Source organism: Lacrimispora xylanisolvens (genome assembly GCF_002934545.1).
Lineage (GTDB): Bacteria > Bacillota > Clostridia > Lachnospirales > Lachnospiraceae > Lacrimispora > Lacrimispora xylanisolvens.
The window spans coordinates 39,749-56,602 of the sequence record NZ_PTJA01000014.1 but is presented as its reverse complement, the minus strand read 5'-3'; the positions used below and the strand labels follow the sequence as shown (position 1 = coordinate 56,602).

At 42.8% G+C, this 16,854-nt stretch carries 12 protein-coding genes; all 12 read right to left on the bottom strand.

Annotation, left to right across the window (positions count from 1 at the left end; translation table 11 throughout):
- Positions 1-93 precede the first annotated feature (93 nt).
- The 12 genes from BXY41_RS21585 to BXY41_RS21530 all read right to left on the bottom strand — a co-directional run bounded on the left by BXY41_RS21585 (position 94) and on the right by BXY41_RS21530 (position 16,815).
- Positions 94-903, bottom strand: coding sequence for a MurR/RpiR family transcriptional regulator (locus BXY41_RS21585; RefSeq protein ID WP_170072522.1), 810 nt, complete (start codon positions 901-903; stop codon positions 94-96).
- Between the two features lie 191 nt (positions 904-1,094).
- Positions 1,095-3,362, bottom strand: a complete 2,268-nt coding sequence (locus BXY41_RS21580; protein WP_104438954.1) for a glycoside hydrolase family 3 C-terminal domain-containing protein — start codon at positions 3,360-3,362, stop codon at positions 1,095-1,097.
- A 28-nt stretch (positions 3,363-3,390) separates the two neighbouring features.
- Positions 3,391-5,877, bottom strand: a complete 2,487-nt coding sequence (locus BXY41_RS21575) for a beta-mannosidase (RefSeq protein WP_104438953.1) — start codon at positions 5,875-5,877, stop codon at positions 3,391-3,393.
- 22 nt (positions 5,878-5,899) lie between these two features.
- Complete coding sequence (locus BXY41_RS21570; protein ID WP_104438952.1) at positions 5,900-6,727, bottom strand: ABC transporter ATP-binding protein; 828 nt, start codon at positions 6,725-6,727, stop codon at positions 5,900-5,902.
- Complete coding sequence (locus BXY41_RS21565) at positions 6,720-7,727, bottom strand: ABC transporter ATP-binding protein (RefSeq protein ID WP_170072520.1); 1,008 nt, start codon at positions 7,725-7,727, stop codon at positions 6,720-6,722. Before BXY41_RS21565 ends, BXY41_RS21570 begins: the two co-directional genes overlap by 8 nt.
- A gap of 12 nt (positions 7,728-7,739) precedes the next feature.
- Positions 7,740-8,990 (bottom strand): ABC transporter permease, encoded by a 1,251-nt coding sequence (locus BXY41_RS21560; RefSeq protein WP_104438951.1) that lies wholly within the window; start codon positions 8,988-8,990, stop codon positions 7,740-7,742.
- Between the two features lie 11 nt (positions 8,991-9,001).
- A complete protein-coding gene (locus BXY41_RS21555) occupies positions 9,002-10,003 on the bottom strand; it encodes an ABC transporter permease (protein WP_207657087.1) in 1,002 nt (333 codons plus the stop codon).
- Positions 10,004-10,031: 28 nt separating this feature from the next.
- Positions 10,032-11,909 (bottom strand): ABC transporter substrate-binding protein, encoded by a 1,878-nt coding sequence (locus BXY41_RS21550; protein ID WP_104438949.1) that lies wholly within the window; start codon positions 11,907-11,909, stop codon positions 10,032-10,034.
- An 88-nt stretch (positions 11,910-11,997) separates the two neighbouring features.
- A complete protein-coding gene (locus BXY41_RS21545) occupies positions 11,998-13,467 on the bottom strand; it encodes a response regulator transcription factor (RefSeq protein WP_104438948.1) in 1,470 nt (489 codons plus the stop codon).
- A complete protein-coding gene (locus tag BXY41_RS21540) occupies positions 13,464-15,266 on the bottom strand; it encodes a sensor histidine kinase (RefSeq protein ID WP_104438947.1) in 1,803 nt (600 codons plus the stop codon). Before BXY41_RS21540 ends, BXY41_RS21545 begins: the two co-directional genes overlap by 4 nt.
- 216 nt (positions 15,267-15,482) lie before the next feature.
- Positions 15,483-16,430 (bottom strand): DUF1848 domain-containing protein, encoded by a 948-nt coding sequence (locus BXY41_RS21535; RefSeq protein WP_104438946.1) that lies wholly within the window; start codon positions 16,428-16,430, stop codon positions 15,483-15,485.
- A gap of 16 nt (positions 16,431-16,446) precedes the next feature.
- Positions 16,447-16,815, bottom strand: coding sequence for an HsmA family protein (locus BXY41_RS21530; protein WP_104438945.1), 369 nt, complete (start codon positions 16,813-16,815; stop codon positions 16,447-16,449).
- Between the last annotated feature and the right edge of the window lie 39 nt (positions 16,816-16,854).

Below are 16,854 nucleotides of genomic sequence, written 5' to 3'. Positions count from 1 at the left end.
AAGAAATCATAGCACAAAGAACGATATTTGATGGCTTCATTGTAGGAAAGCTTTTTCTTCTTTTATATTGATTTTCATTTTTTGAAAATAGAATTATTTTTTGATTTGCCCGTACTTCTGACAATAACGATTAATAAGAATTTCGGTATAAAGCTGCAGCTTATATCTTCCTTCTGTAGCACCTTTATAGTCACCTAAATAATACACATAATCACATTGCCCCGCCATCTTCAGAGCCGGATTCTGGGTAACAAGAACAATCTTCCCGCCATTCTTTTTTAATGTAAAGAAGATCTCAGATTTGTTTCTTAAAAAATTACCATCAACAGAAAAAATAATAGACAGACTGTCTGTGGCAGACATCTCCGCCAGTTTTTCCTGATCACCTTCCAGACAGGCGTAACTTGCAAATTTACCCGCAAGAAACAGATGATATTGAAGGTTCTGGATAAAATATCCGGATAAATGAAAACCGAATAAATTAATTTCCTTTGTTTCATGAATCATTTGGATCAATTGATCCACTTCCTCCAGATTTAATTTGTCGGCAAAATTCATTAATGATTCTCCAATGGATTGAGCCAGTCCAATGACAAGTCCTTTATCATCTCTGGATCCAAAACAAAGATTGAACTCATTATCTACCAAAATTTCCGAATCCAGCCTTCGCTTCTCAATACATTTTAATTTGAACTCATTAAAGCTGGTATATCCCAGCTTTTTTACAAACCTGCTTATGGTAGAAATGGAGGTATAGCACAGATCTGCAAGTTCCATAATGGATATATTCTCCATATCCTTGTCCAGGTTTTCCAGGATAACTCTGGCTATGGTAGAATTCGTCTCGTCTACCCCTTCTGTATTAACAATAATTTGCAGCTGATATATCAGATCCCGTACCATGTTTCCTCCTTGCAGCATCAATTGCGGCCGATGTATTTGTTATCATTTCACTGATTTGTTTTTTAATACAGCATAAAGCATGGATTCACAACTGTCAACAATAAGGAATAATACACCATAGCAGGAAGTTCAAAGAAAAGACAGGCAACAAATCATGCCCGTCTCTTCTTTGAATTTATATAATTATATTTCTACTTCTTATCATTAATAGAGTCCACCAATTCCTGCAGTTCTTTTAAAGAACTGACATCTGGTGCAAAGCTTAATATCTGGCGAAGAGGCATATAACGGAACATGGCGTCGTCCATCTGCTGCGAAATTGCCGATTTAGCAGCATCTCCGTCGGAATTCCCCAATGCACTGCCTTTTTTATAACGGTCGATAAGGGGGGTAATAATTTCTGCAGCATCCGGATCTGACAAAATGTCCCCTATGGTGCTGTTTAAATCGTAAACCATCGGTTCCTTTACTGTAGATTCTACGTACACACTGATCATCTGACGAAGATCTCTGGATGAAGATCCTGCGTGTATGAAATATGCACCCGTTTGTACAAACCAGTCTTTTAATTCCACATGATAGTAGGAAAATGCCCGTTTACCAAGAGTAAACGCTACTGTTTTTGTTTCTCCAGGCTCTAATTCAACCTTTGCAAATTCACGCAGTTCTCTCACCGGGCGGATTACATGGCTGTCCGGCGCTTCCACATAGATCTGTACAACCTCTTTCCCCTTCACCTTACCTGTATTGGTGACATCAAGAGAAACGGTCACCGTTTCATCATCCTTCATGGTTGATTTATCAGCTTTCATATTGCTGTATTCAAAGGTGGTATAGCTTAGTCCATGGCCAAATGGAAACAGCACTTCCATCTTCTTTTTATCATAATACCGGTATCCTACAAATACTCCTTCCCGGTATTCTGCCCGATCCTTTTCTCCGCCATAATAAAGATAGGAGGGATTATCTTCCAGCTTGATCGGAAATGTCTCAGCCAGTTTCCCGCTTGGGTTTACATGACCGTATAAAATGTCCACAACTGCACCGCCAACTGCCTGACCGCCTAAATAAGCCTCCAGCACTCCTTTTACCTTATGAATCCAGGGCATCTCCACTGGTGAACCATTGTGAAGCACCACTACTGTATTGGGCTGAACGGCAGCCACTGCTTCAATTAAGGCATTCTGACATTCCGGCATAGCCATATGAGTTCTGTCATACCCCTCAGATTCAAAGGATTCGGGGAGGCCGGCAAAAATAACTGCTGTTTTTACCTTCTTTGCCGCTTCAACAGCTTCCTCTAACAAGGTATTATTCCCCTGATCTCCATCGATTTCATATCCCTGGGCATAGATTACCCCCTTGTCCCTGGCCGCTTCCACAGCAGACTCTACCTTTATAGAATTAATGTGTGAGCTGCCGCCTCCCTGGTATCTGGGATGAGTTGCAAAATAGCCGATAAATGCCACTTCATCGGAATCAGAAAGAGGAAGTATTCCCTGATTTTTCAGGAGTACTGCACACTCTCCCTCTATCTTTCTCGCCAGTTCGTGATGAACTTCTTTATCCCATACGGTTTCCGGCTTCCGGCTCTTTAAGTATCGGTCAACAATGGTAAGAATTCTGGTGACGGCCTGGTCAAGAACTTCTTCTTTCAGCCGTCCGTCTCTCACTGCTTCCACCAAACGTGCATCATTGACTCCGCCAGAGGAAGGCATCTCCAGATCAAGCCCTGCAATTACTCCTGCAACTCGGTCATTCACCGCTCCCCAGTCACTCATAACATAGCCGTCAAAGCCCCATTCGTCTCTTAGTATGTCCGTTAAATAACGCCTGTTTTCCGAACCATAAGTTCCGTTTATTTTATTGTAAGAACACATCACAGTCCAGGGCTTTCCAGTTTTTACCGCCCCTTCAAAAGCAGCCAGGTAAATTTCCCGCAGTGTTCTCTCATCTACTACAGAATCAGAGGTCATACGCCTGTGTTCCTGATTATTGGCAAGGAAATGCTTTAGACTGGTACCTACCGCCTTACTCTGTACCCCCTTAATATGGCTTCCTGCCATCTCAGCCGCCAGATAGGGATCTTCCGAAAAATACTCAAAGTTTCTGCCGCATAAAGGCGAACGCTTAATGTTAACAGCAGGTCCCAGTATGACACTGACATTCTCCGCCTGACACTCATCTCCCAAAGCCTCCCCAAGACTTGTTAGCAGTTCCCGGTCAAAAGAAGAAGCGGTTGCGCATGCGGTAGGAAAACAGACTGCTTTTATACTGTCATTGACACCTAAATGATCGCTTTTCTCATCCTGCTTTCTTAACCCGTGAGGGCCATCACTCACCATAGAGGCCGGAACGTTCAGCCGATCCACTGTCTTTGTATGCCAGAAATCTGCACCGGAACACAATCCCGCTTTTTCCTCCAATGTCATTTCCCCAACCAACTTTTTTATATCCATTTTTATCTATCCCTTCTTTTCATTTATATTATCGGATGTCATAAACACTTCTCACAGTTAACTCCTCTGGCAGACCTTTTAGAACCCGGACTCTTCTTTCTCCCTGATTCATATCAAAGAAATTATCACTTAACAGAAGATTATCCTCTTTATTACGAATTTCTACAGAGCGGGCATAAGCCTTTGCCTCCACAATCAGATTTTCTCCGTCTGACCGTACAGTCAGCTGGGGATCAATAAAATGATAGTGTTTGGGCGGGCAGAATAAAACCGTTCCCTGGGACAGGGTTTCTCCCCTCTGCTCCAGTTTATAGCTGACATAATCCTCATAAAGACTGGCATCCTGCAGTGAAATCTTTTCAAACCACAGGGAAGAAAGCTTTGAAACCACACATTCTTCCTGCCCGCCTTTTACTATCTCTCCGGTATTTTTTCTCAGCTCCCAGACAGCAGTCACCGTTTCATCCCTTTGGGTTTCGTTGGCTACGCACAGTCGTATGGATTTCATTACCTCATAAGGCTGGGCGTTGGGATTGGTGTCCTGGGTAAGAATTCCCTCTTCCTCACAGGAAATCATAAGAGGGGCAAAAAACCGCTTCTCATAGTAATGAAGCGCTTTCCATCTTCCGTAATAATCGATGGACGACCACGAAGCTACCGGCCAGCAGTCATTGAGCTGCCAGACAATCGCTCCCATACATCGTCCCCGGTTTCTTCTAAAGTGCTCCACTCCATAACGCATGGCCTCTGCCTGCAAAAGCTGGGAAGCATAAAGAAGGGTATCAAAATCACTGGGATATAAAAAGGTCTGCTCCATATAGTTCATGATCTTTCCGTTAGCTGTGGAATTGCGCTGATGCTTTTCCATGACATAGGAAAAGATATTCCTGTCCTCTTTTTCCGTAAAAGTCTCCACTGTCTTGATGGATGGAAATGACTGAAAACCAAATTCTGAAACGTACCGGAAATAAAATTTGCGGTACTCTGTAATAGGCTTATTACCATGCCACACATCCCAGTAGTGGACATCTCCCCGGTTTTCATCGTTGGGGTTGTCAAAGCTTCCCCCAGATGAGGGGCTGGCAGGCCAGTAAAAGGTATATGGATCTTCTTCCTTTAATATTTTCGGTATTATATATTCATAGAGCTTAATATAATCGGCTTTCTGTCTGGGTGTACATCCCCAGATTTCCGTATCTGTAAACATCTCCATCTCATTGTTGCCGCACCAGAGCCCCAGACTTGGGTGACTGCGGATTCTTCGGATGTTATCAATTAATTCCCTTCGGACGTTCTCTTCAAATTCCTCTGTCAGATCATAAAGTGCGCAGGCAAACATGAAATCCTGCCACACTACCAGTCCCAGCTCATCGCAGATATCCCAAAACCCATCAAAGGGATAATGACCGCCTCCCCAGACCCGGATCACATTAAAATTTGCTTCCTTGCACTGGGTCAGCAGCTGCCTTGTTCTCATCTCACTGCATCTGCCTAATATACAGTCTTCAGGAATGTAATCAGCTCCCATGGCAAAAAAGCTGACTCCGTTAACCTCATGAGCAAAGGATTCACCAAACTCATCCTTTGTTCTTTTCATTGTAAGCGTTCGAAGACCGATCCTCTTTTCCCAGGTATCGACCTCTTCCTCATTTTTCAAAAGCCGGGCCTGCACAGAATAAAGATTCTGCTCACCATACCCATTGGGCCACCAGAGTCTGGGGTTTTCAATGAGAATTTCTTCTGGCTTTCCACCAAACGTATGAACCTTCTTTTGGTTCTTATCTGCAAGGTCTGTGACTGTAATGCTCAAAGTATAACCATCTTTCAGAAGTTCTTGGTTATCTTTCTCCCAATCAAGCAGACGGTTATCGCCAACTCGGACGACTAAAACCTTAAAATTTAAATAAACCCCTTCCGGTTCATGGCGCTGGCTGACCGAAACACTGTTAAAACTGGCGCCGGTTACACCAGTCAGGAAAATATCCCGCCAGATACCGGCATCCGGAAGTCTGGGGCCCCAGTCCCAGCCAAACATGCAATGCGCCTTTCTCAGCTTTGAAAAGCCCCTCATGGCATCCTCGGAACCTCCGATTTTATCCTTTTCATATTCTTTTTCAATAAACCTGGTGGGCGAATGGAATACCAGCCGAAGCTCATTTTCTGTCTGCTTTATTACATCTGTTACTTCAAATTTCCATTGGCGGTGCATGTTATTTACACTGCCAAGGGGGGTGTTATTTAGATAGATGTCCGCCAGAGTATCAAGTCCCATAAAGTGAAGGTATACTTTTTCCTGCTTTAATATCTCGTCATCTCCGTCAAAAACACCCACATATTCAAAATCTTCTTTCATCAGCTCCAGCGCTTTTAACTCATTGTCCCGCCAGTAAGGATCTTCTATCACTCCATTGGCCAGAAGATCACCATACACGCTGCCAGGCACCGTTGCCGGATACCAGGTTTCTTCTGAGGCAATCCGCATTACAAATGCTTTGTCTATTACCCTTTTTTTCATACATTCTCCTTTCAATCCGCAGTCAGACCGTCGATAAGTCCCACTCTTCATGAATTTTGGGTACATCATTAATAAGGCGTTTTGTATAAGCCGCCTTGGGATTTAGAATCACAGCTTCTGCAGTTCCTGATTCCACAAATTTTCCATGTTCCATGATGTAGATGGAATCAGAAATGTAAAAAGCAAGCCCGATATCATGAGTGATGAAAATTATGGTCATGTTGGTCTCATCTCTCAGCTTTAACAGCATATCCAGTATGGTGGCTCTGGAACAGGCATCAATCATGGAAGTAGGCTCATCTGCCAGCAGAATCGCCGGCTTTAACAGAAAGATCCTAGCGATCATCAGACGCTGCATCTGACCTCCGGAAAGCTCAAAGGGATATTTGTTGGTCAGCTCTTCAAATTTCAGATTAACAAAACGGCAGGCTTCCGTCATCATCTCCACCTTTTTCTCATAAGGGAGTCTGGCGCCGCCTCTCATTTTAATGCAGTCTAAAAGCACCTGATCAATTTTATAAAATACATTAAAGGAGGAAAACGGGTCCTGAAAAATCGCCTGAATTCCCTTCCAATACTCTTTCTTCTTACGATAGCCTTTTATATCCCGCGGCTTTCCCTGAAAGCATATCTCCCCTTCTGTGACACTGATTAATCCCAAGAGCATCTTAGAAAGTGTTGTCTTCCCGGAACCGCTCTCACCTACGATCGATACAATCTCACCTTCCCGAAACTGGAAATCCACATGATCCACCGCCACTGTTTTTTCCTTGCCCATTCCAAAGATCTTCGTCACACCAGATCCGCTTAAACAGGAGCTGTTCTGTACTGATTTTTTTTCTTCACTCATCCTGATATACCTCCCTTAATTCCTTTTCTTCCAGATAGCAGCGGTACATCCGGCCGTCTTCCAGGCGGCTTTCCGCAATTGGGTGAAGCATACAGGCAGGCTTGGCATAACGGCAGCGATCAGCAAACCGGCAGCCTTTGGGTGGATTTTTTAAATTAGGCGGAGTACCGGGTATGGCAGTCAGCTTGGCATCTCTTGCCCCCTTCTCCGGAACCAGGATGGAACCCATCAGGCCTTTGGAATATGGGTGGAGTGGATCAAAAACCATCTCCTTCGCAGTTGCATGCTCCACGATCTGCCCCGCATACATCACCATAATCTCATCTGTAACATTATAAAGAAGAGGTAGCTCATGGGTAATGAATATCATGGATTTAATAAAGCCTTTTTCCATTAAGTTCCGAAGCATCTTGATTACCATCTTCTGGGAAGTCACATCAAGCGCAGAAGATGGTTCATCTGCAATCAGTACTTTGGGTGATAAAATAGTGGATATGGCGATGACTGTCCTTTGCCGCATGCCACCGGACAGTTCCACTGCATGTTTCTTTAAGACACTTTCCGGCAGTCCCAGAATTTCAAACCGCTCCCTTGCAAGATCATAAATCTCTTTTTTTGAAGCACCAGGGTCATGAGCCCGTATGACATCTTCGATAAAAGAAATAATCTTCTGTGTGGGGTTTAAGGCATTCATGGCAGCCTGAGGAATATAAGCAATTTCATTGCCAAGTACCTTCTTACGGATTTCATCCGGCTTCATTTCGGTTATATCCACTCCATCCACCTTGATGGTCCCGCTCTGATAATGAAGGGGCGCAAAATAATACCCCATGAGGCTCAGTGCCAGTGTGGATTTTCCGCAGCCTGATTCCCCTGCGATTCCAAGAGATTTCCCTTCTTCTATTTTAAGCGATACTCCGTCAACTGCAAAGACATTTTCCCCAAATCTGGTAATATATTTTGTTTTTAAATGATCCACTTCCAGCATTGTCTTTCCCACGTTTTATCCTCCTCACTCTCTTAACTGCGGATTAAATATCTGATCCAGTCCCGTATTCATCAGATTTAAGGAAAATGAAATCAGTGCGATGGAAATGATGACGGGAAAATAAGCCCACCAGTCCCCATTCAAATGTGCACTGTAAGACATCGCCCAGTTCATCATAAGACCAAGAGTGGATACCGTCGTTGTCGCAGGACCGAGCCCGATCATGGATAACTGGGCTTCTGCAAGAATTCCGGAGGAAATCTGTAAAATCAGTGCCATTACAACGTAAGATGCTATGTATGGAAGAATATCAGTCAGAATAATCCGAAACAGACTGTGCCCGGAAAGCTTCGACAGATTCACGTGATCTCTGTTTCGAAGAGAAATCACCTGGGAACGAACCGATCTGGTAGTCCAGGTCCATGAGGTAAGTCCGATTATAAATGCCACCATCATCACCCCTCTGGCATTTTTACCTATGCTGTAGGAAATGAGAATAAGAAGAATAAAGCTGGGGATTACAGTAAACAGATTGGTGATAAACAAAATAAAGTCATCGATGATTCCCCCCAGATACCCGGCAATCAGACCCAGAGAAAGTCCAATGGTTGTGGCAATCAGTCCTGCAATAAATCCTATTTTTAAAGAAGTTTTAATGGCTGCCACCAGCTCTGTCAATACATCACGTCCGAAATTATCTGTCCCCAGAATGAATACCCGCCTGCTTCCTACGTCCTTAACATTGACATAAGAGGTGGATGGTATGGTCTTTTTTACCGATACTTCCCCTGTCTCCTGATTCTTTTCAGCCAGAAGAACATCTCTGTCCTCAAGGAGACCTGTAATCTTTTTGTCAAGACGGCTGAAATACTTTTTTCTGGCAGCGATAAGACCTTTTTGCTCACTGGTTGAGTCATAATGGTCTTTCCACAGTGAAACAAGTCCCCCGGCATCCGTTACATCCATTTCCTTTGAGGAAATGCCTGCAAACTGATTCAGCCAGTCAGCCATGGCCATACGTTCCTCCATGCTTAAATTCTGCTCAAGTCTGCTGGAGGATGCATTTAAATTTAAGGTATATGGATTTGTATTCACCGCTTCCGAGACTGAGATATAGGTTCCCGGCTTAAAAAAGTTTCCCTGCCCAACCATCTCCAAAGGATCATTGGTCACAATCAAAGGATAAAAAACGGTTAACACAAGCAATGCTGCAAATATGATAAATCCCACTGTAAATTTAGGGGAATGGAAAATCTGTCTGATCTGGTTTTTCATCACTCGCCCTCCTAATCCTGCTGTGCTGCCTTGATCCTGGGATCAATGACACCGTAAATCAGCTCTACAAATAAATTAGCCAGTAATACCATGATTGTGATAATCAGGGTACAGGCAGATATTAAGGGGTAATCCCTTCCTTTGACTGCAGCCAGCAGTGTGGTTCCAAGACCCGGATAACTGAAGATAATTTCCGCTACCAGCGCCCCTCCGATCATGGTTCCAATGGACATGGCAAGACCCGTAATCTGGGGAAGCATGGCATTTCGAAATACATATCCCACAATTTTTCTGTCCTTAATCCCCATAAAACGGCTATACTTTACGTAATCTGCATTTAATTCATAGATTGACATGGAACGCATTCCGATCGCCTGACCACCAACCGTTATAAGCACAACAGACCAGAATGGAAGCTGGTAATGAGCCAGAACAGAACGGAAAAATGTAATGCTAGCACTGGGAATCAAATCAAAACCATAGCCTCCGCTGGAAGGAGCCAGACCCAGCTTCAGTGAAAATATGTAAAGAAGAACAGTCGCCATACCAAAAGCCGGTACATTGCTCATAAATAAAAATGCAGGAAGAATTCCCTTATCAAATATACCCTTCTTATAGGCAGAAACTGCTCCCAGGACATTACCAAGAATCCAGCCAAGCAAAATTGCAGGAAGCTGAAGACAGACGGTCCACCAAACGGATGAAGCAATTATATTCCCAACGGTTCTGGGATACTGGCTGAAGGAAACTCCAAAATCCCCTCTCAAAGCATTCTTTATGAAAATAAGAAACTGCGTGCTCATAGGCAGATTGACACCAAATTTTTCCGCATAGTCCTCATATACAGCCTGGATTGCGGTAGAATCGGTCATGCCGTCTACCGCCCTGGCTGCAATGGCTGAGACCGGATCACCTGGCATCAGTCTGGGCAGAATGAAATTCAGCACAACAGCAATTACCAGAGTTATCAGATACCAGATGATTTTATTGGTATAATATTTTTTATATCCCATCAAAGTCTCACCCCTTTTGTAATTCCTCTTATTTTACATTTACCAGTTTATAAAGCGCTGCGATTCCGTAACCATCGGTACAGTCTGTTGGAGGAATGTTGTCACCATCATCAAGCTGCGGGAATCCGGTCCATACACTTTCATTCACTGCGTGAAACAGCATTGGTCTGTACATCAGGGAGAAGGAAGGAACCTCATCTAAGTAAATCCTGCTCAGTTCTGTATAATACTCTTTCAGCGTATCTTTATTGGTCTCCAACGGGATCTTCTTTAACAGATTGTTTGCATCCTCATTGATATAACCGCCGTAGTTGCCGGTCCAGTTTACTTTAAGATTGGCGTAATCGGTGGACATAAAGGCCATAGCTCTGCCCCATGGGTTTGCTACAGAAGCTGCAGGCGGATTCCACATACAGATATCAAATTTCCTGGTGGTCATATCGTCATAGAAGGTATTGGCATCTGGGAAATAAGTTTCAATTCCGATTCCGATTTTGCTTCCTGCTGCTGCAACGATTTCCAAAGATGCATTCCAGTCCGTCCAGCCATCCGGACATTCAGCCTTAAAGGTAAGATTCTTGCCGTCAATTTCACGGATTCCGTCTCCATCTTTATCCACAATACCAGCCTTGTCTAAAAGTGCTTTCGCGCCTTCCACATCATTGCCTGTAAACTGATAATCCTTTAACGCCTCCTGATTCACCAGCGCCTGTTCCCCGGAAGTAGGGTTCATAATGGAACGAGGCACATCTTTAAAACTTGGGGACTGATTGGACATGGCCGAAGCGATGATCTGATCATAATCAACAGCCATGGCAATTGCTTTTCTTACTTCTTTCCGGTCAAGCCCTGGTTTCTCCACATTAAAGAAAGCGGTAGGCATGGTGGCACAGACGCCGTAAGGTGCCTCATCAATATAGGTGGAGATTGGCAGGCCGTCTTCTTCCCAAAGTTTCTGTACATTGGTAATAAACTGCTGGGAAACATCAACCTCTCCGGATTTAAACGCAGTATCTCCTGCGGCATTATTCTCATAAATTACGTGGGTCAGATATTTGGGTGCAGGAAGTTTTCCCCACAGGGCTTTTCCCCAATAATTATCATCTCTTACAAAAACAACCTTCTGGTCGTCGTTGTAATAGGATTTATAAGGTCCGGAAGCGACGAAATCGTCCATGCGGTCCTGTTTGATTTTGTCTGCATCGTTGCCATTACGCTGCTCCACTTTTTGGAGGTAGGCTTTCTGCATAACATAAATTTTCGGAACATATTCCACAACCTTTAAAGGATTCACTGGAAGACCTTTGTCATCTAATTTTGCCTTAAATATTACGGTATGATCGTCCTTCGCTACAACGGAATCAATGTAATTGGAATAATCACTTCCCTGTGCAGAGGCGTATTTTTTATGGCAGTCAAAGGTGTATGCAACATCCTGTGCGGTAACCGGAGTCTGATCACTCCATTTGGCATCCGGGTTTAAGGTTATGGTCAGCTCTGTCTGTCCATCGTTCCAGGAATAGTCTTTTCCTAAAAGTCCGTAAAGTTTTCCGTCCAGCATGTTATACATAAAAAGTGTCTCATATACAATCACTCTTGCATTATCGTTCTGTGTGATTGCCATTGCATTGTTTGAATTAGAGCTTAACGGATTCCAGTCATTAATTGTCCCCCACTGCTGTCCGTTGAAATAAAGAGTTTCATTCCTTGGCGTGGAACCGGCATCTGCCGAATCCTTTTTTTCTTCCGCCGTTGTCGTCTGTGCTGTTGTCTGTGTTGTCTCCTCAGCCTTGCTTGTCTGCCCGGTTCCATCCGTAGATGCTGCTTTCTGACAGCCGGAAAGAAGGGTCATTGTCATTGCGCCAGCAGTAAGCAGCGCAGACCACTTGTTAAATCTCTTTCTCATTCATAAACCTCCACCCAATGATCTCCCAGGTCTTTTAACCTGGGGCAATTATCTGCTACAATTCTATTGTAAATGTAAAAAGGTTTAATTAAAATGTTACTATTTTCGTTTTTGGTGTAATATTTTCAGTTATCCCATCCTTCACTCTTAAATTTTTTCGAAACTCACTGGGCGTAATACCAGCCACCCACTTAAAAGACTTCATAAAATGCTTGGGATCTTCATACCCTGTCATCTGTCCGATTTCGCCGATCTTATAATCAGTTTCTGCCAGCAGCCGCTTTGCTTCATTCATGCGGATCTTTCGTAAATAATTAACAAAGTTATCACCGGTGTAATCCTTAAATGCTATGGAAAATACGGTGTAATTCATGTTTACGTGATTGGAGACCATGGCCATGTTAATATTTCTGGAATAATTCTCATTCATATAGGCCAGTGCCTCTTCCACCTTTAAGCGGCTTTTATAATCATCATTTTCACGAAGTACCCGTTCATTGATACAGGAAAACACCCGCCTGATTTCTGTACAGTACTCATCAATGTTGTTAAATTCAAGCATGTGGCAGAGTTTCTCCAAAGATATCTCTTCCTCTGCCAGGATTCTGCCATAAAATTCTCTGACTCTCATAATCATGTGACTCATAAAATCCTGAAACTGTAATCCTTCCACCTCTCCTTTTTTCACTCTGTCTGCCAGTTCCAGGAGAATTGTTTCGTTTTTACTGATTTTCTGGGTTCCGATCCGTTGAACAAAACACTCCATCTCATTTTGGGGCATCAGGCAGTTTTTACTGGTTATCCCTTCTCTTTCCTGCATACAAAAACCACGGATTCTCCGCTGTCTGGCCTCTTCATACGCTTTTCTTAAATTAAAAATTCCCTGAAAGGGATCGCTGACTCCATAGTCCGAACTGCTGTTCCTGTTTGTAATAAAATCTTTCAATTCTTTTTCTGCCATTAACGTCACCTGGCCCCCCTCCACATCAGGGAACGTAAATATATGTGTCTCGTCCACCTCATTAAGAGTCCCGCTGCTTATTACTACTGAATAGGTTTGCTCATTGAACCAGTTTAACCGCTCTGCTTCTTTCATCTCCTCCCTGGAAATGTTTTCAGACAGTAGAATCCGCCTTATCTGACTGTAACACAACGCCCTCTTTGCCCGTTTTTCAGACTGCTCCTTCTGTATCTCCTCCTCCAGCTTCATCATAATTGAATTCAGTTCTTCCCGCTTTACTGGCTTTAACAGATATTCCCTGGCCCCACATCTTAGTAAATCAACAGCGCAGGAAAAATCATCATATCCACTGATTGCAACAATTCTTGGTATGTACTGGCTTTTTTGAAGTTCTTTTACCAACGTGATTCCATCCATATCCGGCATACGAATATCTGTAATGAGAACATCAATGGGCATGTTCCGGATAATCTCCAGTGCCTCCAGACCATTTTTACATTCTATAATCTGGTTAATCGGAACCTGACACCGCGCAATCATGGCAGAGATTCCTTTTCTTATAATTTTACAATCTTCTGCAATCAGCACATGATTCATGTGATCCCCTTCTTTCTTTTCTGATATGGAATTTTTACCGTAACTTCTGTAAAAGCATGTTTTCTGGAATCAATAACGATTCCATAATCCGGACCAAAGCCAATTTGTAACCTGTCATGAACATTCTTTAATCCAATTCCATTTTCCTGCCCGGATGTATCTTCTATTTCACCGCTCAGCCGTTTGCGCAGTTTTTCCAGTTCTGCTTCTTCCAGCCCGCACCCATAATCAGTGATGTGGATGTAGCAGATATTTTCAATGATCTCTCCTTTCATATAGATGCAGGTATCTTCTGTAAATTCCCTCATCCCGTGGCCGATTGCGTTCTCAACAATGGGCTGCAGTGACATCTTGGGGATTTCCTGACACAGGATTTCCTGTGGTATCTCCATGCTTAATCCAATTTCGTCGTCATACCACAAATTAACCAGCGCCAGGTAATTCCGGATCTGATCGATTTCTGCCTCCACCATAACGTAGCCTGATTTCCATCTCATGCTGTAACGCAAAAGTTCACCAAAGGACGCCACGGTATCTGCTATCTCATATTTTTCATCAATTTCCGCCATCATTTTGATTGATTCCAATACATTGTAAATAAAATGATTATTGATCTGATTCTGCAATGCCTTAATCTGGGCATCCTTCACAAGCAGCTCACGGTGCAGGGTTTCATCCATCAGCTTCTGTATCCGGTCCAGCATGGTATTCAGCTCAATTCCCAGTTCTCCGAATTCATCCCGGCTCATATTCTTTACTCTTACCTTTAAATCCCCCTTCTGTACCTGATAAACCGTATCGTAGATCTCGAAAAACTGCCTTAATATATGGGTTACCTGCTTATTGGAAAATAAAAACAGCACGATGAGAATCATAATCCATAGAAGAGAAAACTGTAATTTTGAAGTGCGAAGTGCCACTTTTTCATTTTTCATGGAAACAATCCGGATTAAGTATCCCTGAATGGATTTAATTTTCACGCAGCCGGCTAAAACCTCTTCTCCTCCAATTCTTGTCCTTTTGCTGACCGCACCATTTGAAAGCGATTCTGATTCTTCCAGACTATGTATAAAATCCATCATATCTTCTTTTTGCTTTTCCCACAGAGGGGAAAGCTGTGGACTGCTATACAGGATGCCATCGGAATCAATAAAACAGGTTCTGTCTGTCACGGTTGAATGATAGAGATCAGGAAACATATTTTCCATGGTTACTGCAGATTCCACAATGCCATACCGTCCGTACCGGTAATCATTGAGCCTTGTTATGAGGGAAGCGATTCTGGGAACATGGTCCGAATCATCCGTCTGGGCCAAAGCATCCTCATAATCAAAACACCAGGTTCCTGTAGGCGGTACCCCGTCTTTGCCCCATTTTAAGTCAGCAATTTTATCTTCTTTGTAGAGAAGGGGAATAATCTCCTTTACGGTATTGGAGTTGACAAAAATTCTCAGCTTATAAATATAAGGATTGCTTTTGACAATCTTCTGCACTCCGCTGATTTCTTTCCCATAAAAGTCCAGAATGTCCATAAAAGTGAATTTTTTATCGGACGCAATCTGATTTAAAAAATCATTGATGGATTCATTATTTACAATAATCTCAGAAGATAATTTACAGTTTACCGCAATCTGCTCCGCATTCTGGCAGCTTTTATCCAGTTCATAAATCATCTGTGTTTGTCCATCCTTGTATAAGGACGCTTCCATATTATGAAAAAACAGCAGAATAAAAATTCCAATGGGTACCATTAAAACACCAAGAATCAGCAATGTAAATTTACTGCTCAGTGACAGCATTCTGAATTTTTTTCCGGCTATTCGTTTTCTGTCGATCAGAATCTGAACCCTCCTTCCAATTTAATTCAGGTTTCTGGCTGATTTCCAGCTTGTCTTTCTGGTAATCAGCCCTATTTAATATATATTTTGCTGCATTCGTCTTATGATTTTAATGTCAGAAAATTTCAGATAGTTGTTAACTCAACGAATGTAATAGATATGTCTGTCAATTGAATGTTAAATGAGATGGAAGAAATCCATCTGCCCATCCTTTAAGGACTTTACGGGTCTTTCTGTTATAACTGCATCCTGAGGAACTGATCCAAACAAAACCGGAGATTGGGGATCATGATTCTCCCGGTTTACACGAGCCCTTTCTCTTGAATAAACTCCATAGCAGTACTTGCAGCCATTCCCACAGCTGTCATAACTGCCGATATCCACACTTTCCATGCAGCCGCATCCGGGACGCTGTCCGTTATCCTTCTTTTTACGAAGGCTGCATCCAGTCAATTCTTCAATTAAGTTCCCATCAATGCAGGAAGCATGGCTGATCCCGAATCGGCTTAAATCAACGGATTCACAGCATGTGGACAATTGGATTCCATGCTTTTTTGCAATTTTTGAAAATCCTTCCCCTATCCTTAGCATGTCCTCTTCCTGTATATCCCGGACTCCAAGATCTTGAAGGGGGGTTTTCAGTCTGGCATATAAATCAAGGAAGCTGAAAATACATCGGTTTGTGCTGCCTTCCAATAAACCTGCCATTTTTTCAAAACAATCTAAATGGTATTCCACATTCATCCTGTCGGTGAATACCACAGGATCATAGCGCCAGATAACTCGATTGGAACCAATTTCAGCGCTTAACTTTAAAAACACCTCAATCAAATCTTTTTTATCCGGTAAATATTCCTCCACATCTCTTCCATAAGGAGTAAGGGTAAACTGGATATAAAAATCATATCCCATAGCGGATATTACGTCAAGCTTAGATATTATTTCTTTGGGATTTTTAGTCCAGAATACAATACAGTCCACGGTCTGTGGGCTTAGCTGCACCCGGCTGTAATGAGAAGGATTTCTTGGATTGGGAACCAGTACAAACCCTTCTTTTAAACGATTTAACAGCCATTCAGAATAAAAAGCCGGAATATCAGTCCGGCGGCTGGCACTGAGTATCATTGTACCTCCTTTACTGCTACCTGATCATATGGGCAAACATACCGGAGAAATAAGGTATCAGCCAGATCAGCCATACAAACAGGCTGAATTTGTGAAATCCAGCCATCATATCTTTATTATTTCGTATTAGAACCACCGTCGCCCAGACTGCATGAATCAGCATAAGCAGAATTGCCGCAATTCCGGTTACTGAATGAAAATTAACGGCACTCTGTCCCACTGCAAGACGGCTCATTAATGATGTTCCCGTAGTATCACAGACAAATCCGGCCCAGAAAGCAATAAGATGCCATGGTTTTAAAATCTTTTGAAGTTTTTCACCGAATACTCCCAGCGTATAAAAGATTAAAGCTAATGTAATAAAAAGCACAGCGAAAAATAACATTTCAGCCCCTCCTGTTTCGTATGAGATTACTATTTGTAT

Coding starts and splice junctions, on each gene's coding strand:
- BXY41_RS21545 (WP_104438948.1), bottom strand. CDS start 13,467: ATGAATCATGTGCTGATTGCAGAAGATTGTAAAATTATAAGAAAAGGA.
- BXY41_RS21555 (WP_207657087.1), bottom strand. CDS start 10,003: ATGGGATATAAAAAATATTATACCAATAAAATCATCTGGTATCTGATA.
- BXY41_RS21570 (WP_104438952.1), bottom strand. CDS start 6,727: ATGAGTGAAGAAAAAAAATCAGTACAGAACAGCTCCTGTTTAAGCGGA.
- BXY41_RS21560 (WP_104438951.1), bottom strand. CDS start 8,990: ATGAAAAACCAGATCAGACAGATTTTCCATTCCCCTAAATTTACAGTG.
- BXY41_RS21550 (WP_104438949.1), bottom strand. CDS start 11,909: ATGAGAAAGAGATTTAACAAGTGGTCTGCGCTGCTTACTGCTGGCGCA.
- BXY41_RS21535 (WP_104438946.1), bottom strand. CDS start 16,430: ATGATACTCAGTGCCAGCCGCCGGACTGATATTCCGGCTTTTTATTCT.
- BXY41_RS21575 (WP_104438953.1), bottom strand. CDS start 5,877: ATGAAAAAAAGGGTAATAGACAAAGCATTTGTAATGCGGATTGCCTCA.
- BXY41_RS21540 (WP_104438947.1), bottom strand. CDS start 15,266: ATGCTGTCACTGAGCAGTAAATTTACATTGCTGATTCTTGGTGTTTTA.
- BXY41_RS21585 (WP_170072522.1), bottom strand. CDS start 903: ATGGTACGGGATCTGATATATCAGCTGCAAATTATTGTTAATACAGAA.
- BXY41_RS21530 (WP_104438945.1), bottom strand. CDS start 16,815: ATGTTATTTTTCGCTGTGCTTTTTATTACATTAGCTTTAATCTTTTAT.
- BXY41_RS21580 (WP_104438954.1), bottom strand. CDS start 3,362: ATGGATATAAAAAAGTTGGTTGGGGAAATGACATTGGAGGAAAAAGCG.